The organism is Lentilactobacillus senioris DSM 24302 = JCM 17472, assembly GCF_001436555.1.
Lineage (GTDB): Bacteria > Bacillota > Bacilli > Lactobacillales > Lactobacillaceae > Lentilactobacillus > Lentilactobacillus senioris.
This window is the reverse complement of the sequence record NZ_AYZR01000004.1, coordinates 184,243-205,580: the sequence shown is the minus strand read 5'-3', so window position 1 is coordinate 205,580 and position 21,338 is coordinate 184,243. Positions and strand designations below refer to the sequence as shown.

At 41.3% G+C, this 21,338-nt stretch carries 19 protein-coding genes; 11 read left to right on the top strand and 8 right to left on the bottom strand.

Features of this window, described 5'->3' with window-relative positions:
- Positions 1-19: 19 nt before the first annotated feature.
- A complete protein-coding gene (locus tag FC56_RS01295) occupies positions 20-409 on the bottom strand; it encodes a VOC family protein (protein WP_054670119.1) in 390 nt (129 codons plus the stop codon).
- A 12-nt stretch (positions 410-421) separates the two neighbouring features.
- Positions 422-1,429 carry a zinc-dependent alcohol dehydrogenase family protein gene (locus FC56_RS01290; RefSeq protein WP_056977503.1) on the bottom strand — a complete coding sequence of 336 codons (1,008 nt, stop codon included), beginning with the start codon at positions 1,427-1,429 and terminating at the stop codon, positions 422-424.
- A gap of 424 nt (positions 1,430-1,853) precedes the next feature.
- Between FC56_RS01290 and scrK the strand changes: the two genes are divergently transcribed.
- Together scrK and FC56_RS01280 are read left to right on the top strand one after the other, a co-directional pair.
- Entirely contained in the window at positions 1,854-2,729 is an 876-nt protein-coding gene (scrK, locus tag FC56_RS01285) for a fructokinase ScrK (protein ID WP_056977501.1), read from the top strand.
- 30 nt (positions 2,730-2,759) lie between these two features.
- The gene (locus FC56_RS01280) at positions 2,760-3,530 is read left to right on the top strand and encodes a DUF6198 family protein (protein ID WP_056977908.1); all 771 of its coding nucleotides are present in this window, start codon (positions 2,760-2,762) and stop codon (positions 3,528-3,530) included.
- Between the two features lie 33 nt (positions 3,531-3,563).
- Here the strand turns inward: FC56_RS01280 and mnmG are convergent, their stop codons facing one another.
- From mnmG to jag, 3 genes are all read right to left on the bottom strand, one after another.
- Positions 3,564-5,492: a tRNA uridine-5-carboxymethylaminomethyl(34) synthesis enzyme MnmG gene (gene mnmG, locus FC56_RS01275; protein WP_056977498.1), complete on the bottom strand. Its 1,929-nt coding sequence runs from the start codon at positions 5,490-5,492 to the stop codon at positions 3,564-3,566.
- Between the two features lie 35 nt (positions 5,493-5,527).
- A complete protein-coding gene (gene mnmE, locus FC56_RS01270) occupies positions 5,528-6,922 on the bottom strand; it encodes a tRNA uridine-5-carboxymethylaminomethyl(34) synthesis GTPase MnmE (RefSeq protein WP_056977496.1) in 1,395 nt (464 codons plus the stop codon).
- Between the two features lie 159 nt (positions 6,923-7,081).
- The gene (gene jag, locus FC56_RS01265) at positions 7,082-7,828 is read right to left on the bottom strand and encodes an RNA-binding cell elongation regulator Jag/EloR (protein WP_056977494.1); all 747 of its coding nucleotides are present in this window, start codon (positions 7,826-7,828) and stop codon (positions 7,082-7,084) included.
- Between the two features lie 144 nt (positions 7,829-7,972).
- Here jag and FC56_RS01260 point away from each other — a divergent pair, with 144 nt between their 5' ends.
- Positions 7,973-9,304 carry a dihydrolipoyl dehydrogenase family protein gene (locus FC56_RS01260; RefSeq protein ID WP_056977492.1) on the top strand — a complete coding sequence of 444 codons (1,332 nt, stop codon included), beginning with the start codon at positions 7,973-7,975 and terminating at the stop codon, positions 9,302-9,304.
- A gap of 41 nt (positions 9,305-9,345) precedes the next feature.
- Here FC56_RS01260 and yidC read toward each other — a convergent pair whose 3' ends face one another.
- From yidC to rpmH, 3 genes are read right to left on the bottom strand one after another with little or no spacing between them, the layout of a single operon-like run.
- The gene (gene yidC, locus FC56_RS01255; protein ID WP_056977490.1) at positions 9,346-10,182 is read right to left on the bottom strand and encodes a membrane protein insertase YidC; all 837 of its coding nucleotides are present in this window, start codon (positions 10,180-10,182) and stop codon (positions 9,346-9,348) included.
- The gene (rnpA, locus tag FC56_RS01250; protein ID WP_056977488.1) at positions 10,166-10,546 is read right to left on the bottom strand and encodes a ribonuclease P protein component; all 381 of its coding nucleotides are present in this window, start codon (positions 10,544-10,546) and stop codon (positions 10,166-10,168) included. The genes yidC and rnpA overlap by 17 nt, the downstream gene beginning before the upstream one ends.
- A gap of 55 nt (positions 10,547-10,601) precedes the next feature.
- The gene (rpmH, locus tag FC56_RS01245) at positions 10,602-10,736 is read right to left on the bottom strand and encodes a 50S ribosomal protein L34 (protein WP_003550985.1); all 135 of its coding nucleotides are present in this window, start codon (positions 10,734-10,736) and stop codon (positions 10,602-10,604) included.
- 502 nt (positions 10,737-11,238) lie between these two features.
- On the opposite strand from rpmH, the gene dnaA reads away from it, so the two are divergent.
- The 8 genes from dnaA to ssb all read left to right on the top strand — a co-directional run bounded on the left by dnaA (position 11,239) and on the right by ssb (position 21,320).
- Positions 11,239-12,591, top strand: coding sequence for a chromosomal replication initiator protein DnaA (dnaA, locus tag FC56_RS01240; RefSeq protein ID WP_056977486.1), 1,353 nt, complete (start codon positions 11,239-11,241; stop codon positions 12,589-12,591).
- A gap of 329 nt (positions 12,592-12,920) precedes the next feature.
- Positions 12,921-14,060, top strand: a complete 1,140-nt coding sequence (gene dnaN, locus FC56_RS01235; RefSeq protein WP_056977484.1) for a DNA polymerase III subunit beta — start codon at positions 12,921-12,923, stop codon at positions 14,058-14,060.
- Positions 14,061-14,327: 267 nt separating this feature from the next.
- Positions 14,328-14,555 carry a S4 domain-containing protein YaaA gene (gene yaaA / locus FC56_RS01230; protein ID WP_054670151.1) on the top strand — a complete coding sequence of 76 codons (228 nt, stop codon included), beginning with the start codon at positions 14,328-14,330 and terminating at the stop codon, positions 14,553-14,555.
- Positions 14,555-15,679, top strand: coding sequence for a DNA replication/repair protein RecF (recF, locus tag FC56_RS01225; protein WP_054670154.1), 1,125 nt, complete (start codon positions 14,555-14,557; stop codon positions 15,677-15,679). Before yaaA ends, recF begins: the two co-directional genes overlap by 1 nt.
- On the top strand, positions 15,672-17,612 hold the full coding sequence (gene gyrB / locus FC56_RS01220; RefSeq protein WP_056977481.1) for a DNA topoisomerase (ATP-hydrolyzing) subunit B: 1,941 nt from the start codon (positions 15,672-15,674) through the stop codon (positions 17,610-17,612). The genes recF and gyrB overlap by 8 nt, the downstream gene beginning before the upstream one ends.
- Before the next feature lie 149 nt (positions 17,613-17,761).
- Positions 17,762-20,263 (top strand): DNA gyrase subunit A, encoded by a 2,502-nt coding sequence (gene gyrA / locus FC56_RS01215; RefSeq protein ID WP_162256153.1) that lies wholly within the window; start codon positions 17,762-17,764, stop codon positions 20,261-20,263.
- Between the two features lie 188 nt (positions 20,264-20,451).
- Positions 20,452-20,748, top strand: a complete 297-nt coding sequence (rpsF, locus tag FC56_RS01210) for a 30S ribosomal protein S6 (RefSeq protein ID WP_054670157.1) — start codon at positions 20,452-20,454, stop codon at positions 20,746-20,748.
- A gap of 32 nt (positions 20,749-20,780) precedes the next feature.
- Complete coding sequence (gene ssb, locus FC56_RS01205) at positions 20,781-21,320, top strand: single-stranded DNA-binding protein (protein WP_056977478.1); 540 nt, start codon at positions 20,781-20,783, stop codon at positions 21,318-21,320.
- The last annotated feature ends 18 nt before the right edge of the window (positions 21,321-21,338 follow it).

The window sequence follows — 21,338 nt, the reverse complement described above, 5'->3', positions numbered from 1 at the left end:
ATATGGTTAGCGCTTTTTCTTATTTTATAATTTCACAGAATTCAATGGTTTCATCATTGGGACCCAAAATGTTAAAGTATTTAATTCCGTGTTCCCAAAATGGTAGCTCTTGAACCTGCTCCTCAACAATCTTATAGCCAGCTTCTTGAGCTGCATCGAAGGTTGCTTGAGCATCACGAGTATCTAACGAAATATGATTAATTGCTCCCGCTTGGTGAACTACTGGATCTCCAGTCCACGTTTCAATTGTTAAATGGTTAAACCGTAAAAATGCCACTTCTCCCGCTCCATTTTTGAACTGGCCAACCAATTGAAATCTTAATCCCTCGTAAAATTTAATCGTAGCAGCCAAATCGGCTGTGGGAATCCCTACGTGTTGCAAATCGGTCACTTGATCGGTAATTGACATGATTAGTCCCCCTTATAGACTCTTTTCAATATTAACGACGGCCTTATTGATTGGATGATCAAATTTACCGGCTAAGTCGTCAGCCACTTGGTCCAAAGTAATTTCATCAGAAATCAACATCTCTACGTTTACCTTACCACTAGCCAATAAGGCGATAGAATCTTCAAAAACGTATGGGTTAATGAAGGAACCCTTAATGTCTAATTCCTTTTGGAAAACTTCGTAAGAATTAAGTGCGAAGGTATCGGTAGGATTAGCTACACCAAACATTAGGACCTGGCCACCTTTACCTGCTTGCTCTACTGCTGCAGTCTGGGTTGCTGGTAGTCCCACACATTCGATAACTACGTCGTAACCAGTTGGAACCTCTTCAGTTGCATTATTGTAGAAATGCGTAGCCCCACAACGACCTAATAATTCTCGTTTATGATCAGAATGACCGGAAACATCAATTTGACTCAGGCCGCTAGCAGCCAAAATTTGGGTGAACAACTGGGCAATAAAGCCATCCCCAATCACCAAAGCCTTTTGAGCTGGTTCTAAGTTCAAACGTTTAATGCCATGCATGACACAACTGATTGGTTCAACCATTGCACCCGATAAATAAGAAACTGAATCTGGTAGCCGATAAACTACTCGTTGCGGAGCGGTGGTATATTCTTCTAGGCCACCATTGCGGGTTACTCCCACCGCACTTAGGTGTTCACACAATTGGGGCCGTCCTTGGCGACAATATTTACAATAGCCACAGTAAATATTAGGGTCAATTGCTACTCGATCACCCACTTTAATGTCAACAACGTCTGGGCCAACTGCTACTACTTCACCAGAATTTTCGTGTCCCAAAACAACTGGCATTTCAGCATCTGCTGAACCGGGTAAGCCTAAGTAAAGATGTTTATCTGTCCCGCAAATCCCAGAGTATTTAACTTTAATCTTCACTTCATCTCCACTAACAGTAGGTTCTGGCAAGTCTTTGATCTGCATATCTGAAATGTTTTCCAATACTAATGCTTTCATGTGATTACCTCTTCATTGTGAAATTAATTACAATAAAAGCTTAGCATATTTTAAAGCGCTTTTATTTAGATCATTGTCCCAAAATAACTATAAGATTATTCAACCATTTCACAAATTTAAATCGATAATTACTGTCATAACAGCAAATAGATTTAAAATTCACAATCATTGATTGAAATACAAACGTTTACACGTTTGCACCAATTTTTTATTTCTACCACTAAATTGATTAACTATCTTCCTTACGCCATTAAATCTTTTTAAAGAAAAAATGTAAACGTTTGTATCGCTATTATGACGGTTATACCGATTAAGAAAACGGTTCCAACAAGCAAAATAAACCGCTTTCTTTAAGTTACAATGATAATATCAATCAATTAAAAAGAATTATTTCACTAAAAATAAATTAACAGGAGTACCAATTATGCAACTAGGAAGTATTGAAGCCGGCGGGACAAAATTTGTCTGCGCTATCGGCAATGAAGATTACAGAACCTTAGATAAGGTGCGCATTCCCACCACTACCCCTGAAGAAACTTTACAGCGGGTAATTGATTATTTTAAGCAGTATCCAGATTTAAAAGCCATCGGCATTTCTTCTTTTGGACCGTTAGAATTACGACACAACGCTGATAACTTCGGTTATATCACCAATACCCCGAAACCAGGTTGGCAAAATACCGATTTTTACGGCACCATCAAACAAGCCTTTGATATTCCGATCGCTTGGACTACCGACGTGAACGGATCTGCTTATGGCGAATACGTGGTTTCAACTTTGTTCAATGAAAAAGTTGATTCACTAGTTTACTACACTATTGGGACTGGCGTTGGCGCCGGCATCGTTAATAACGGTGAATTTATGGGAAGTTTAGGACATCCAGAAATGGGCCATGTTTACCTAAAACGCCATCCAGAAGATCTTGATTTTGCTGGTATCTGTCCTTATCACAATGATTGTTTGGAAGGCTTGGTAGCCGGCCCGACTTTTGAAGCACGCCTCGGTATTTCCGGTCAAGACGTTCCTCACGACCACAAAGTTTGGGACATTATGGCTTACTACGTTGCCCAAGCCGCCATTCAAACCACACTCACTATTCGACCAGACAAGATCGTCTTTGGTGGTGGAGTTGTTAGTGAATGGTTCCTTGATAAAGTTCGCACTCAATTTGCCGAATTACTCAACGATTACGTCGCAGTTCCACCACTTGAGCAATACATCACCATGCCTAACGTTAAAGAAAATGGTTCCGCTACCCTTGGTGATTTCGCAATGGCGTTAAAGGAATATAACCGTTAAGAATTAATTGAAAAGGATGTGGAAATTTTGCTGAATCATAAAGTCTTAGCTACTGAACCGCAAACTGAAATTAAACCCAAAACTCGGAGTCTTTCCATGGCTGCCTCGTTAGGATTCTTTGCTCTTTCACTGGTAATTAACTCCGCCGGTAACGTCTTAACCCTAGTTACTAGTGCCAAAATCATGCCGTCTTTTCTAGGATCTGCCTACTGGACAGCAGCGGAAGCCAATTTTGGAACCGCCGTTCACTGGAATTTATTTTGGACTTTTCTAATTATCGGAATTTTAACTTCGTTATTAAACGCAGCGTTAATTCGAAAATTTGAATGGAAACGTATTTTAGGTAATCTTGCCTTCATGGTTCCCTTCTCAGCCCTAATTCAACTCTTTGAGGACTTCTTCATGGGCAAGTATCCTAATTTGTTTAGCGGGTTTCCAGAAGCTAAGACGCCCCTTATGATCGGCCTCTACGTCTTAATTAATTTTGCTGGAGTGGCTCTCATTGCGATTGCCATTTCGATTTATCAACGGGTTAACCTAGTTTTGCATCCCGCTGATGACTTAATGCAAATCTTACGGTTTAAATTTTTCAAGGGGCAAGCAGCACCAGCTATGTGGGCTTCTTATATTCCCCCTACCATCCTTGCTATCATTGCCCTTTTAATTACCCATCGCTTTACCAACTTCGGCTTAGGAACGGTTTTTGCCTTCCTAGCTCAAGGTGGAATTACCGGCTGGGCTGATACTCACGTCTTCAAAAATCTGCACCATCAAGCACTAGATGTAGGTGAAGATCAATAAATAAAAAAACATCGCCGTCACGGCGATGTTTTTTTATTGGACTTTTGCAATTTTTCCCTGTTGGATATACACACTCAAAATGGCAATATCAGCTGGGTTGACCCCACTAATGCGGCCTGCTTGGGCTAGTGTTTCGGGTTGAATTTGCTTTAATTTTTGGTGGGCTTCAGTTGCAATTCCGTCGATGGCGTCGTAGTCGATATTATCCGGAATCTTCTTAGCTTCCATCTTCTTCATCTTCTCAACGTTTTCTTCGGCCTTAGCAATATAGCCAGCGTACTTGGTTCTAATTTCAACTTGCTCAACTTCTCTGCGACCTAATGCTTCATCCGGTGCAGCAATGAACTGTAAGAGGGTTTTATAATCCACGTATGGCCGCCGTAAGAAAATAGCAGCTATCACACCGTCTTGTAATGGTTTGTCGCCATGGGAGGTGATAAACTCGTTGACTGCTTCACTAGGCTTAATTCGAATCTTAGCTAACCGTTCTAATTCGGCTTCTACAACGGCTTTCTTAGCTAAAAAGGCTTCGTAACGATCGTCAGCAATCAAACCTAACTCATGACCCTTTTCGGTTAACCGCATATCGGCATTATCATTTCTAAGCAATAACCGGTATTCGGCCCGACTAGTTAATAACCGGTAAGGTTCCTTAGTTCCCTTGGTTACCAAATCATCGATCATTACCCCGATGTAGGCTTCATCCCGCTTCAAAGTAAAGCCTGGCTTACCTTGAGCCCGTAAACCAGCGTTAATTCCGGCAATCAAGCCTTGGCCTGCAGCTTCTTCGTAACCAGATGTTCCGTTAGTTTGACCGGCGGTAAAGAGGTTTTTAACAACCTTAGTTTCCAAGGTTGGTTTTAGCTGATATGGTGCAACCACGTCATATTCGATAGCGTAACCGGGCCGCATCATTTCAGCGTGTTCCAAGCCCGCGATCGTATGGATAAATTCTTGTTGTACTTCTTCTGGCATGGAGGTAGAAAGCCCTTGGACATACCATTCTTGAGTATGACGACCTTCCGGCTCTAAGAATAACTGATGCCGCTTCTTATCAGCAAAACGGACAATTTTATCTTCGATAGATGGGCAATAACGGGGGCCCACCCCTTCGATCACTCCGGTAAACATAGGAGCTCGATCAAAGTTTTCCCGGATAATTTCGTGCGTCTTTTCATTGGTGTAAGTTAACCAACAAGAAAGTTGATTTTTAACTGCTAGATAATCTTCATCTTTAGATTCGTAGCTAAAGAAGTTAGGAGTTTCATCACCGGGTTGCTGTTCCGTCTTAGAATAGTCGATTGTTTTTCCGTCTACTCGTGGCGGGGTTCCCGTCTTAAACCGTTCCAAATCAAAACCCAATTTTTCTAGGTTAGCGGTTAGCTTTTCAGCGGGTTGAGAATTGTTAGGACCAGAAGCGTACATCAATTCTCCGATAATAATCTTACCGCGAGCTGCAGTTCCGGCACACACTACTACCGCTTTAGCCCGGTATTTAGCACCAGTATTAGTGACAACCCCACGGCATTCACCGTCTTCAATGATCAGGTCATCTACCGTTCCCTGACGTAAGGTCAAGTTAGGTTCGTTTTCAATAGTTGCCTTCATTTCAGAGTGGTAAGCATGCTTATCTGCTTGCGCCCGTAATGCTTGAACAGCTGGACCTTTTCCAGTGTTTAACATCCGCATTTGCACATAAGTTTTATCAATATTTTTCCCCATTTCACCACCGAGAGCGTCGATTTCTCGAACAACGATCCCTTTGGCAGGGCCCCCAATTGAAGGGTTACATGGCATAAAAGCTACCATGTCTAAATTAATAGTAATTAAGAGGGTTTTATTTCCCATTCTGGCAGCAGCTAAAGCCGCTTCACTTCCAGCGTGGCCAGCACCGACAACGATTACATCATAATCATCACCAGCGTAAGTCTGCTTAACGTCGCTGACTTGTAAACTTTTCACGAGTTGATTCCTCCATAAATGTTTCACATGAAACGTTACTTACCCAAACAGAATTGGCTAAATAACTGATCCAATAATTCATCTTGATAACTGTCGCCAGTAATTTCGCCTAATAGATCCCAGCAATTGGTCATATCAATTTGAACTAGATCAACTGGCAGGCCACTATCTAAACCATCTACGACCGCCTTTAAGGAAGCGTTCGCCCGGTTTAATAGTCCAATATGGCGGGCGTTAGTTACGACGACATCGTTTTGACTATTTTCGATTCCTTCGTTGAAGAATAAATGAGCGATAAGTTCTTCTAGTTCTTGGAGGCCACTGGCTTTAATTGCCGAAGTGGAGATAATATTTTTGCCTCCTACTAGGTGCTTAACTTCTTCTAACTCAATTTGTTGGGGCAAATCCGTTTTGTTTAATACCACGATTCGTTGCTTACCAGCAGTGGCATCAATTAATTCGCGATCTTCTGCAGTCAATGGCTCACTGGCATTTAGGACCAGCATAACCAAATCAGAACTGTCGATTGCCTTACGGGAACGATCAACCCCAATTTTTTCAACCTTGTCTTCTGTATCGTGAATTCCAGCGGTATCAATTAATTTCAACGGTACTCCACGAACGTTAACGTATTCTTCCAACACATCCCGGGTAGTCCCAGGAACGTCGGTTACAATCGCCTTGTCTTCGTGAATTAAATGATTCAACAAACTAGATTTACCAACGTTAGGCCGACCAATAATAGAAGTTGCTAACCCATCTCGCAAAATTTTACCTTGCTTGGCTGTGACTAATAACTGATCAATTTGAGCGTGAACCTGTTCAGCCTTTTGCCGAAGTAAACGACTGGTCATGGTTTCCACATCATCATATTCTGGATAGTCGATATTAACCTCTACCTGGGCCAATACGTCCAAAATATCCTGCCGCAAATTCCGAATTAGATGGGATAAGTTACCATCTAATTGGTTAATGGCTACCTTCATAGATCGATCAGTTTTCGCTTCGATCAAATCCATTACGGCTTCAGATTGGGATAAATCAATCCGGCCATTTAAAAAGGCCCGTTTGGTAAATTCACCTGGTTCGGCCATTCTGGCGCCGTTACTTAATACCATCTGTAAAATTTTATTAGTAGCCACAATCCCACCGTGACAGTTAATTTCTACGATGTTTTCTTTAGTATACGTCTTGGGTGCCCGCATCACTGACACCATTACTTCGTCCACATCGTCTCCCGTGTCATGATCGACAATGTGCCCGTAATTAATCGTGTTGGTGCCCACTTTAGCCAAATTCTTGCCCCGATAAATCCGAGCAGCCACGTCTACCGCGTCATCCCCACTAATTCGGATGATGGAAATTCCACCTTCACCTGCTGGAGTGGAGATAGCAGCAATCGTGTCAAAATCAGTTGTGGTTAAAACCATAATTGTGCTCCTTTCATCAATAATTGAATTTAGAATACAAAAAAAGTGCCCACACCACGCCAAAAAGACGTGGATAAAGCACTTTCACTACTTTACCTAGTTAAGATAAGAATGATTACCTATATAATATTCAAATTCATTTGGTTTGTCAAACAAAATTTAGCGGGGAATAATCACGACAGAACGGTGATTTCCCTTACCTGACGAATAAGTATCTACGTGTTCGTTAGTGGCTAATGCCTTATGGATAATCTTACGCTCAAATGGTGGCATTGGATTTAAGTGCACTGGTCGACCATTTGCAATTACTTCCATAGCGGATTTGTGTGCCACCTTGGTTAATATAACCTGTCGACGCTTTCGATAATCAGCTACGTCCAACATAACCGTAACATCATTAGCCCCTTCACGGTTAATATAAATCTGGCCTAGTTGTTGCAAAGCATTTAACGTTCGGCCATGGCGGCCAATTAAGCGGTTTTCATTATCAGTTTTCAAATCATAATTGATCAAATGTCGATTTTTAACGTCAGCGGTAATTTTTAATTCAAAGCCCATTGCTTTAATTACATCGGTTAAATAATTTGTTAGACTATCAACCACTTGATCAGCAATTAAACGCTGAGTTTTAGGTTTAACTGGATACTTTTTAACTTCAGATTCAGGTTCTACCGCTCGAACTTTATTTTTACGCATTGGTGGTCGGTAAGAATGAACAACGGTTTCGGTTTTTTTCTTATCCTCCACGAGGGTAATATCAACTAACGCCATTTGGCGTCCGATGCCTAAAAAACCGTTACTAGCAGACCGTTTTACCGTAATCAACGCCTTTTCACGGGGAATCTCCATTGCCATCAACCCTTTATCAATTGCTTCTTCGATGTTTTTTCCGGTAAATTCAGTCACAAACAACCCTCCTACCATAAAGTTAACATGATAATAATACCATAAATAAAGAAGTAACCCCAAAATGGTTAGCCGAATCGTTTTGCTGCTCTGCCAACTATTTTTTGTTAAAATACAAATTAATTTAAGAGGGAGGTATGCAAAATGGATTTTGACGTTTTATTTATTGGTAGCGGACAAGGAGCCTATAATGGCGCGATTCCAATGAGTCAGGCAGGATTAAAGGTGGCCGTTGCAGAAGAAGGCCGTTTTGGCGGTGTTTGTACCAATCGCGGCTGTAATGCTAAGATCACCCTGGATCGCCCGGTAGAAATTCTACGCCAAGTAGAACAATTACAGGAAAAAGGCTTTAACGGCGCCCCTATCCTCAACTGGGAGGACCTGATGGCTCACAAACATGAAGTAATCGATGGCTTATCGGAAAGTAACCGGATGAAATTAGTTAACGCAGGAGTAACCATTTTAACCGGCCACGCTAAGTTTGTAGATGACCATACGGTTTCCATTGACGGTCACCATTATTCCAGCACCAAAATCGTAATTGTTTCGGGACAACATCCCCATCAAATGGAAATTCCAGGAAGTGAACTTTTTCATGATAGTACCGATTTCTTAGTAACTGAGCACTTACCAGCCAAAATGGCAATTATCGGTGGTGGATACGTAGCAATGGAATCCGCCACTATCGCGAACGCATTCGGTTGTGACGTTACCGTCATCTTGCGGGGAACTAAAGTTTTACGGGGCTTTTATCAACCTTACGTTCAAAAAATCATTTCTGACTTGCAATCTCGTGGAGTTAAGTTCAACTTCAGTGAATCCATAGAACAAGCTAGGCAAACCACAGCTGGCATCCAACTGAATGGTACAGATGGCTACCAGTTAACCGCCGATTACGTGTTAGATGCTAGTGGTCGCCGGCCTAACGTTCAAAATATGGATCTTGATCGAATTGGACTCAAATTTGATGAGGCAACCGGAATTGAAGTTGATGATCACCTCCAAACCAACGTACCAGGTATCTACGCTACTGGGGATGTAATTCAAAAAACGGTCCCTAAAATCACCCCCACCGCCATTTTCGAGTCCCTTTATCTCTCTCATTTATTCAAGCAGGAAACTACGGCGGCCATTAATTATCCGGCCATTCCACATACTGTTTTTACTTCCCCTAGAATCGCCGCAGTCGGAGTAGAAGTGGCTGAAGCCAAAGCCCATCCTGAAAAGTATCATATAGTCGAATTTGATTATGCGACTGACTGGTTCCGCCAGGTAGGAAACGAAACTAATGGTGGAATTACCATCGTTTATGACGCAGATAATATCGTTGTCGGAGCAGTTAGTTATGGCAATGATGCTGTAGAAACCATTAATGGGTTAACTGATATTATTGAAAATAAGACCTCACACGAGGACGTAGAACGGTTACTTTATATTTTCCCTAGCATTGCCCATTCTTACATGCGTAAGGTTTAACGACAAAAAAACCACTCAGCAATATGCTGAGTGGTTTTTAATTATTTACGTTTGCTCTTTTTAGCTTTTTTAATTGCTTTTTGCTTAGCCCGTTCACGATCTCGTTCAGCTTTAATTTTTTCTTCTCGTTCACGTTGGATCTTCCAAGGATTTTGAATAATCAAGGTTTGACCCACTTGGAAAGCGTTAGTAACTACCCAGTAAAGTGACAAGGCAGATGGAACATTTAACGCCGTGAAGAAGATAATTAATGGCATTCCGACCGTCATCATCGTCGTCATCGAGTTAGATTCTGGTTGGCCCTTCATGTTTAACCATGAAGATAAGAAGGTAAATACCGCTGCCAAGATTGGCAAAATGTAGTAAGGATCTTTGGCCCCTAATTGTAACCACAAGAAGTGACCCGTCCGCAAAACGCTAGTTCGCCAGATAGCTTGATACAAAGCGAAGATGATTGGTAATTGGATTACCAATGGCAAACAACCGGCAATTGGGTTAACACCAGCTTCGGCGTATAACTTCCGTTGTTCTTCCTGCAATTTTTGCATTGTTTCAGTATCTTTAGAAGAATACTTTTGTTGCAATGCCTTTAATTGCGGTTGAATTTCTTGTGTTTTCCGCATACTGCGCGTTTGGAAAATCATCAACGGTAAAATGATAATCCGGATAATAATGGTAAAGATGATAATCCCGATCCCATAATTATCGTTGAAGAATTTAGAAAGCCAGATAATAGCTCGTGAGAAGTTTAAAACGATTAAGCCATCCCACAAACCGGTACTATGTTCAGTGATCGGTGCGTTGCTACAGGCCGTTAAAAAGACAGTCAAACTGAGCATGGCCAGTAAAGCACTGATTTTTTTAATTCTTTTCTTCAATTGTTGATTCCTCATCATCATCTGCAAAGTCTAGCAACTTTGCTAATTTTAAGGCGTGAATTAAGCCACGTTTGATTTCAGCCATTGACATGCCATCGGTTGATGGGCGCGCAATAACAATAAAATCAACGTCTTGCCGTAATTGGGGCTTTAACTCTAACAATGATTGTCTAATTCGGCGTTTGACCCAATTCCGGTGCACTGCGTTACCAATTTTCTTTCCTACCGAAATACCAACCCGAAAATGAGGTTGACCCGGTTTATCCAGAGAATAGATAACAAATTGTCGATTAGCGATTGAATTATGGGTTTCAAAAACAGTCTGAAAGTCTGCTTCTTTTTTAACCCGGTATGATTTTCGCATGATCCATCTCCAAAACTGTCTAAAAAATGAAAAAGACCACTGAATGGTCAGTGGTCTATGCAGACAATACTTTTCTACCTTTTTGACGTCGGCGTGCTAACACTTTACGACCATTGCTGGTACTCATTCGCTTACGGAAACCATGAACGCGAGCGCGATGACGCTTCTTTGGTTGATAAGTTCTCTTCATAACTAAAGAATCCTCCTTTTGTTAGTGTCGCGTTTAAGCATTAATTTTATGTTCAAATGCATTTCTTAAACATAATACCATAAATAGAAGTTAGCGCAAACCGTCAATTTCAAAAATACCGGTAATTTTTTGAACAAAATAAATTGTTTCATGAACAATTGCTGTGGATAACTCAATTTTGGTAGCGGAACAACTAACAGGTTTATTAACGGTTTTTCCACAAGTAAACAGGCGGGTAAAACAGCTGTGCACAACTTGTGGATAACTATTAAAAAATCCCGCAAATCCATTGATAATACTAGACCAACTTATCCACAGATACTTGGTAACAACTGAAACCAAATACTCAAAAACGATGTTTATAAACACCCCTGTGGAAAACCCTATTCCTAGCTGTGAAACAATTTTCCACAACCTATTTTTACCTGTGGAAAACTTTTATAATCAGTGCTAAAATAAATTTGCATGAATTTTGTAACGAATGACTAAGGGGGACCCACTCGTGCTTGATAAAGACACATTATGGGATGAACTCGCCAAAAAATTTCAGCAAAGCATGGCTCCACTTACGTACGACACCTGGATTAAACCGGTTATTCCGGTCGCTTTCGATGGTCAAACGTTAACGCTAGCCTTACCTTCTGAATTGCACCGTGATTATTGGCAATCCCAGCTCGTCCAAAATTTGATCGAATATGCCTACATCACTACAAAGGGCAATATCGAACCCAAATTTATTTTAGAAGACGATCTCAAGAAATACGAAGAGCCGAAAAAAGCTGAAACTGCACCGGCCCAAAAAGTCGAACAAACCGACTTCTCCTTTAGTAAGGAAAATCATATTAATCCGGCCTATACTTTTGAAAATTTCGTTATCGGTAAGGGAAACCAAATGGCCCACGCCGCTGCGTTAGTAGTCTCAGAAGAGCCCGGAAAACTGTACAATCCCTTGTTTTTCTACGGGGGAGTTGGTCTAGGAAAAACCCACTTGATGCAAGCGATTGGTAATCGGATGTTAGAAGACGATCCCAACGTTAACGTTAAGTACGTAACTAGTGAAGCCTTCACCAATGATTTCATTAATGCCATTCAAACCAACCAAACGGAAGCTTTTCGCAAAGAATACCGTAACGTTGATATTTTAATGGTCGATGATATTCAATTTTTTGCAGAAAAAGAAGGGACCCAAGAAGAATTCTTCCATACCTTCAACGATCTCTATAATAATGGCAAACAAATTGTCTTAACTTCAGATCGGATGCCACAAGAAATCCCCAAGTTACAAGAACGGTTAGTTTCTCGTTTTGCCTGGGGCCTACCTGTTGACATCACTCCACCAGACTTAGAAACCCGAATTGCTATTTTGCGGGCCAAAGCTGAAGCGGATCAGTTGGATATTCCTAATGAAACTCTTAGTTATATCGCGGGCCAAATTGATTCTAACGTCCGAGAACTTGAAGGAGCCCTTTCTAGAGTTCAAGCCTACGCCAAGCTTCGAAAAGAACCAATTACTACAGCGTTAGTTTACGAAGCTTTACGGGGAATGAACTTAGCCAACGAACATCATGAATTGTCAATTGCTGACATTCAAAATAAGGTTGCCGATTATTTCCACGTTTCTCTTAGTGACTTAAAAGGCAAAAAGCGCCTTAAATCAATCGTAATGCCTCGCCAGATCGCTATGTATCTTTCTCGTGAATTGACCTCCAACTCCCTACCTAAGATTGGTAAGGAATTTGGCGGCAAAGATCATACCACCGTTATTCACGCTTGCGAAAAAATTGGTGAAGTCATCAAAGTGGACGCTGACGTTCAAAAAGCTGTTAAAGATTTAAAAAATGCACTAAATAACTAACGTAACACTGCCATTCTAATAAAAAATCTGGGTTAACCCGTCGTTAATATGGGTTAATCCAGATTTTTGTTTGCTAAGTTAACTTAATTATTAAAATAATTTCAGCCGATTTTTTATCTAAGCCGTATTTTGTAAAACTCAATGGTATAATACTGTTGATAAACAGAGGATAAAAGCAAGAGTTGTGCACACACTTATCCACATGGGGATAACTTGATAAATAAACACTTTCCAGAGTTTTCCACAGCATCCACAACCCCTACTACTGCTTCTATCTTTTTATTACTTAAGTAAATAACACACCACTTTCCGGGAGGTATCTTCATTTTATGAAACTTTCAATCAACAGAGCCGCATTCATTAAGGCTTTAAACACCGTTTCTAGAGCAATTTCATCAAAAACCACGATTCCTATTTTAACTGGCTTAAAATTATCAGCTGACGTAACGGGACTAGTGTTAACTGGTAGTAATGCGGATATTTCGATTGAAACAACAGTGCAAATCGAAGATCCAGACAACCAATTAGTAATTTCAGAAGCAGGTAACATTGTGTTACCCGCCAGATTTTTTACTGAAATCGTTAAGAAGTTACCAATGGAAACTTTGACTTTAGAAGTTAGCGATAATTTCCAAACTAAAATTACATCTGGTCAATCTTCTTTTGAAATCAATGGGTTAGATGCAGGAAATTACCCTCATTTACCAGAAATTGATACCAATGATTCAATTACATTATCTGCAGATATCTTCAAAGAAGTAGTTAGTCAAACCGTTATGGCGGTTTCTAACCAAGAAAGTCGACCAATTTTAACCGGGGTTCACTTCACCATCGATGATAATTCCTTAATGGCAGTTGCTACTGATAGTCACCGGTTAAGTCAACGCAAAGTAGTGCTAGATCAACCTGTTAACGGCCATTACGATTTTGTAATACCGGGTCACAGCCTTACTGAACTGACTAAAATGATTGCTGATGATCAAACTAACGTTACGTTGTTAGTAACTGAAAACCAAGTGTTGTTCATGTTGGGTGACACTATGTTTTATTCCAGATTATTAGAAGGTAACTACCCAGATACTACTCGGTTAATCCCAACCGAATTCGATACCAGAATTCAATTTGATGCCCACGAATTATTGGCTTCAGTTGAACGGGCTTCCTTACTTTCTCATGAATCACGAAATAACGTGGTTAAGTTAACTATCGATCCTGATCAACAAATTGTTACCATCTACGGTAATTCACCAGATGTCGGAAACGTTGAAGAAGCAATGGAACCTCGCTCAGTTGAAGGAAACCAACTTGAAATTTCCTTTAACCCTGATTACATGAAGGATGCCTTGCGTTCTTTTGGCCAAACTAACGTCAACATTGATTTTACTTCACCACTTCGGCCATTTACGCTGATGCCTAGTGAGGATGGCGAAAGCTTTATTCAATTGATTACCCCAATTAGAACGTTCTAAAAGGCTTGTTAAGTTTGTGAAAAGCTCAGTACCTAAATCAGGTGCTGAGCTTTTTTGGTGGAAAATGATAATTTGGTTGGTCAGTTTTAAAAAAAAGGCGTAAAAACGACTAAAATTCGCATAATTTAGTTTTTAGCCATTTTGTCCTTTGGTGGAAAAAAATATCAAATGAAACTAAAAACGCTCAGAGGGCTTATATAGCCGAATTCGATGTACATTTTAGGTTTAAAAGTGTATAATTAGTATCAGACAAAGGTGGGTGAAACTGTGAAAAAAGAAGTTTTTGTTAGCGGTGAATACATCACTTTAGGCCAACTACTAAAAGAAGAATCCATTATTAGTAGTGGCGGTCAGGCTAAGTGGTATTTGAAGGAAAATGCCGTCAGTGTCAACGATGAACCCGATGATCGCCGGGGCCGGAAATTATATGATGGTGATAATGTTGATGTACCTGGGGAAGGCATGTTTTTTATTCGGACTAAACAGGCGGATTAATGCAATTAGAAGACTTAACTCTCTGCAATTACCGCAACTATGAGGATACGACTCTGCAATTTTCTCCTCACATTAACGTGTTATTAGGAGAAAATGCTCAGGGCAAGACTAACATGCTAGAAGCGATTTACGTTTTAGCGCTAGCTCGTTCACACCGAACAGCTAACGATAAGGAGTTGATCAACTGGCAGGCAACGGCTGCTCAAATTAAAGGCCGGGTTCGTAAAAATCGAGGAACGGTACCGTTAGAGTTGGATTTAGCTACTAAGGGTAAGAAAGCTAAGGTTAATCACTTAGAACAGGCGAGACTGTCATCTTATGTAGGCCAGCTAAACGTAATTTTATTTGCGCCTGAAGACCTGCAGATTGTTAAAGGAGCACCACAAAAACGGCGGAAGTTTCTAGATATGGAATTTGGACAGATGAGTAGTAAGTATCTCTATAATTCTAGCCAATATCGCAAAATATTGAAGCAACGCAATCGGTATCTAAAGGATCTGCATAATCATGTTAACCAAGATAAAGTATATCTAGGAGTGTTATCAGATCAATTAGCTGCTTATGGTGCAGAGATTATTGCTCAACGGTTGGCATTATTAGAGCAATTAGAACACTTTGCAGCTCAAATCCATGCCGAAATTTCTAGAGGGCAAGAACAATTGGTTTTTCAATACCAAACTGCCATTCCAGAAGCCAATCGTGGTTCAGTGGAAGAGTTATATCAATATTTACGCCAACAATACGAGCGTTTAGAAGCCAAAGAAATTATGCAAGCGACGACGTTGTTAGGCCCGCATCGCGACGATTTAGCGTTCTTAGTTAACGATAAGAACGTGGCGGCGTTTGGTTCACAGGGCCAGCAACGAACCACTGCACTAGCTTTAAAACTCGCCGAAATCGATTTAATGAAGCAACAAACCGATGAGTATCCGGTATTACTACTGGACGACGTACTCTCGGAACTGGATGATTACCGTCAAACGCATTTACTGACGGCGATTCAAGATAAAGTCCAGACGTTTTTAACGACTACTAGCTTAAGTGGGGTTCAAGAGGAGTTACTTAAAGCTCCGAAAGTCTTTCAGATTGCTAATGGTCGGGTCAAGGAGGAAATAGATGACTGAAGAAGAAAGCAAACAAGCTAAAGCGCAAGAATATGACGCCAGCCAAATTCAAGTGCTGGAAGGCTTGGAAGCCGTTAGAAAACGGCCCGGTATGTATATCGGTTCTACTAGTGCCCAAGGTCTCCACCACTTAGTGTGGGAAATCGTGGATAACGGAATTGATGAAGCCTTAGCTGGGTTCGCTACTAAAATCACCGTTACGGTGGAAAAAGATAACTCAATTACCGTTACCGATGATGGCCGGGGAATTCCAGTTGATATTCAACAAAAGACGGGAAAACCAGCGCTAGAAACGGTCTTCACCATTTTGCATGCCGGTGGTAAATTCGGCGGTGGCGGTTATAAAGTTTCTGGTGGTCTTCATGGGGTAGGGGCTTCAGTAGTAAACGCTCTATCTACTCATTTGGACGTTGAAGTTGCCAAAAATGGTAAGATCTACCGAATGGACTTCACTCGCGGTCACGTGACTGAATCAATGCATACCACTCGGGATGTGCCAGCAGATGCTCATGGGACTCGGGTACATTTTGTTCCGGATCCAGATATCTTCCAAGAAACGACGATTTACGATATTAAGACTTTAACTACTCGGGTTCGAGAACTAGCCTTCTTAAATAAAGGTTTGCGGATCGTTATTCGAGATGAACGCCCAGAAGTTCCAACCGAAGAGGACTTCATGTACGAAGGTGGAATTAAGCATTATGTTGAATATCTGGATAAAGATAAAAACGTCTTGCTTAAAGAACCTATTTACGTTGAAGGAATTGAAAACGGCATTACTGTTGAAGTAGCGCTTCAATATACTGATGACTACCACAGTAATTTGATGACCTTTACTAATAATATCCACACCTACGAAGGTGGGACCCACGAAGAAGGGTTCAAACGAGCATTGACTAGAATCGTTAACGATTACGCTCGGAAGAACAAGTTGATGAAAGACAGCGATCCTAACTTATCAGGGGAAGACGTTCGAGAAGGGATGACGGCGGTAGTTTCTATCAAGCATCCGGATCCTCAATTTGAAGGTCAGACCAAGACTAAATTGGGGAATTCAGACGCTCGGACTGCAACCGATCGTATTTTCTCAGATCACTTCAACAAGTTCTTAATGGAAAATCCTAGCGATGCCAAAAAGATTGTTGACCGCGGAATCTTAGCTTCTAAGGCGCGGTCTGCTGCTAAGCGTGCTCGTGAAGTTACCCGGCGTAAGAGTGGGCTAGAAATTAGTAATTTGCCAGGTAAACTAGCTGACAATACTAGTAAGGATCCAGAAATTTCAGAATTATTTATCGTCGAAGGGGATTCAGCCGGTGGTTCTGCTAAACAAGGACGTTCTCGGTTGACTCAGGCTATTTTGCCAATTCGGGGTAAAATTTTGAACGTGGAAAAGGCTACGATGGATCGCATTTTAGCCAACGAAGAAATTCGGTCATTGTTCACCGCTATGGGAACTGGTTTCGGTGAAGATTTTGATCTCTCCAAGATTCACTACCATAAGCTAATTATCATGACTGATGCCGATGTTGATGGGGCGCACATCCAAACCTTGCTATTAACATTGTTGTACCGGTACATGAGACCGATGATCGATGCGGGCTTCGTTTACGTTGCTCAACCACCGTTGTATCAAGTGCGGCAAGGTAAGCTACAACGATACATCGACACAGATGAAGAATTAAACGAAGTGTTGGGACAACTACCACCTTCTCCTAAGCCAGTTATCCAACGGTATAAAGGGCTTGGTGAAATGGATGCTGAACAACTATGGGAAACCACAATGAATCCGGAAAACCGACGTTTATTGCGAGTAAGAGCTGATGATGCCGCTGAGGCTGATCAAGTCTTTTCAATGCTGATGGGTGACAAGGTTGAACCACGTCGTGATTTCATTGAAGAAAACGCAACGTTTGTTGAAAACCTTGATATTTAGTGTTGTGAAACACTGTTAGGATTAGGAAAAATCCTAGTGTACCAATGTAGTTTCACGTGAAACAATCACCTGACCAAGAATGGAGGTTAGACAGCTTGGCCGAAGAAAATTTTGAAAGTCATGTTACTGAAATTGACTTATCTAAAAAAATGCGGACGTCATTTCTTGACTACGCAATGAGTGTTATTGTTGCTCGGGCGTTACCAGACGTTCGAGATGGATTAAAACCGGTTCACCGGCGAATTTTATATGATATGCACGAATTAGGGGTTACCCCTGATAAACCATACAAAAAGTCTGCCAGAATTGTTGGGGACGTTTTGGGTAAGTATCACCCCCATGGGGATACTGCCGTTTACGAATCAATGGTACGAATGGCTCAAGAATTTAGTTACCGCTATATGTTAGTTGATGGACATGGTAACTTTGGGTCTGTCGATGGTGATGGGGCTGCTGCTATGCGGTATACCGAAGCTCGGTTGAGCAAAATCGCCATGGAAATGATTCGAGATATCAATAAAGATACAATTGATTTTCAAGATAACTATGATGGCACTGAACGGGAACCATCCGTTTTACCAGCGCGTTTTCCTAACCTGTTAGTCAACGGGGCATCTGGGATTGCCGTTGGGATGGCTACTAACATTCCACCGCACAACCTTTCTGAAGTTATTAGTGCTATTCACGTCTTGATGAATAATCCAGACGCTACCACTGCTGACCTAATGGAAGTTCTTCCGGGACCTGACTTCCCAACGGGAGGAGTTGTAATGGGCAAATCTGGAATCAGAAAAGCCTACGAAACTGGAAAGGGTTCAATTACTTTAAGAGCGCGGGTAGAAATTGAAGGTGATGCTAACGGTAAGCAAAGAATCGTGGCCACCGAAATTCCTTACATGGTTAACAAGGCTAAATTGATTGAACGAATTGCTGAACTAGCTCGGGAAAAACGGATCGAAGGCATCACTGATGTTAACGATGAGTCTGACCGAGAAGGAATGCGAATCGTAATTGATGTACGCCGGGATGCTAGTGCCGAAGTAATCTTAAATAACCTTTACAAGCTAACCTTGATGCAGACTTCATTTAGCTTCAACATGTTGGCAATTGTTAAAGGCACGCCACAAGTGCTTAGCTTAAAAGAAATCTTGACCTACTACTTGGAACACCAAGTGGAAGTTATCAAACGCCGGACAGCTTACGAATTGAAGAAAGCGCAAGCTAGAGCCCACATCTTAGAAGGTTTACGGATTGCGTTAGACCATATTGATGCCATCATTGCGATTATTCGGGGATCTCAAACTGGTGAAATTGCTAAAAACGAATTGATGAGTCAATTTGGGTTAAGTGATAAGCAATCTCAAGCGATCTTAGATATGCGGTTAGTTCGTTTGACTGGTTTGGAACGTGAAAAAGTTGAAAAAGAATACAATGACTTGATGAAGGCCATTGAAAACTACAAAGAAATTTTGGCTAGTCGCGAGCGCGTTAACGAAATCATTTACCAAGAACTCTTGGAAATTCAAGATAAGTTTGGCGATGATCGGCGAACTGAATTACTAGTTGGAGAAGTTCTTAGTCTAGAAGACGAAGACTTGATCGAAGAAGAAGACGTAATCGTTAGTTTGACTCATAACGGCTACATCAAACGACTTCCAACTACCGAGTTCAAGGCGCAAAATCGTGGTGGTCGTGGGGTCCAAGGTATGGGTGTTCATGACGACGATTTCATTGAACACTTGGTTTCAACCTCTACCCACGATATTTTGCTCTTCTTTACCGATGCCGGAAAAGTTTACCGGATGAAAGGGTACGAAATTCCTGAATACGGTCGTGCCGCTAAGGGAATTCCGATTATTAACTTGCTTAATATTGATTCGGGTGAAAAAATTCAAGCTGTGATCAACGTTGCTGATCGTAGTAGTGATGTTGATAAAGACCTCTTCTTTACAACTCTCTTGGGAACCGTTAAGAAGACGCCAGTTGCTGAATTTACAAATATCCGAAGTAATGGACTTAAGGCCATTCATCTAAAAGATGGTGACCAAGTTACCAACGTCTTAATTGCTGACGATGATGAAAATATCATTATCGGAACTCATCAAGGATACGCTGTTAGCTTTAGAGCTGACGCAGTTCGGACAATGGGTCGAAGTGCGACTGGGGTTCGAGGTATTCGCCTTCGCGAAGACGATTACGTAGTTGGTTCAGATATCTTAGCGCCGGATAGTGATGTATTCGTTATTTCAGAAAAGGGTTACGGTAAGAAGACGCCTGCTTCTGAATACCCAATTAAGGGTCGTGGCGGAAAAGGAATTAAGACCGTTAACGTAACTGAAAAGAATGGGCCATTAGCTGGTTTAACTACCGTTAAGGGTGATGAAGACATTATGTTGATCACCGATAAAGGGGTTATGATTCGTTTCGGAATTGAAAAGGTATCTCAAACTGGTCGAGCTACATTAGGAGTTCATTTGATCAAGATGGACGGTGAATCTAAAGTAGCAACTATGGCTAAGGTTGAAAAAGAAACTGAAGCAGAGGATAAAGCTCCTTCTGCATCTGATGATGCTTCAACTGCTGTTGCAGATGCCGTATCAAATTTGGCCGATCGCGAAATTGCACACAATGAATCTGACAACGAGGATTAGAATTAAATTAAGAGACTATCACGCGATAGTCTCTTTTTTTCGTATTTAGTTAAGTATCGGGATCAAAGAAAAAGGCAATTGTAATCTTGACGGAAACGTGATAGTATATCTAACTGTGAGTATCTGTCTAAACAGAACTCTCCTTGCCCCAAGTAAGGGGCCATTAGTCCACAGGGAGGTGCAAAAACATGGAAGAAAAGAAATACGAAATCACTTACATCATCCGGCCAGATATGGACGACGCTGCTAAAACTGCTTTAGTAGAACGTTTCGACAAGATCTTGACTGATAATGGTGCTAAGATTATCGATTCAAAAGACTGGTCTAAGCGTCGTTTCGCTTACGAAATCGGTGGTTACAACGAAGGTATTTACCACATCATTAACATGACTACTGATAGTGACGAATCACTTAACGAATTTGACCGTCTATCAAAGATCAATGACGACATCTTACGTCACATGATCGTTGTACGTGATAACTAGAAATTTGTTTATAAAAGAAAGGAGCATTCAGCATGCTTAATCGAGCAGTTTTAACGGGACGCCTTACCCGTGATGTTGATCTACGATACACCCAATCTGGGACCGCTGTTGGGACCTTCACACTGGCCGTTGATCGGACTTTTAAAAATCAACAAGGCGAACGGGAAGCTGACTTCATTAACTGCGTCATCTGGCGTAAATCAGCTGAAAACTTCGCTAACTTCGTTCGTAAAGGTTCACTAGTTGGAATTGATGGTCGGATTCAAACCCGGAACTATGAAAACCAACAAGGTAATCGCGTTTACGTAACGGAAATTGTTGTTGAAAACTTTGCTTTATTGCAATCACGGTCTGACCGTGAAGGTGGTAACAACAATGGTGCTTATCCTGGGATGGCACCAGCGGGGTCCGCTCCTACGACAAGCGGAAATCCGTTTGATAATCCATTTGGCGGTTCACAGAATAATGGTGGTGGGAGTAACAACTCTAATAACACCAACAATAACGCTGCTGATCCTTTTGCCAATAATGGTGACTCAATCGACATTTCCGACGATGATTTACCGTTCTAAGGGACGATAATAACGTAA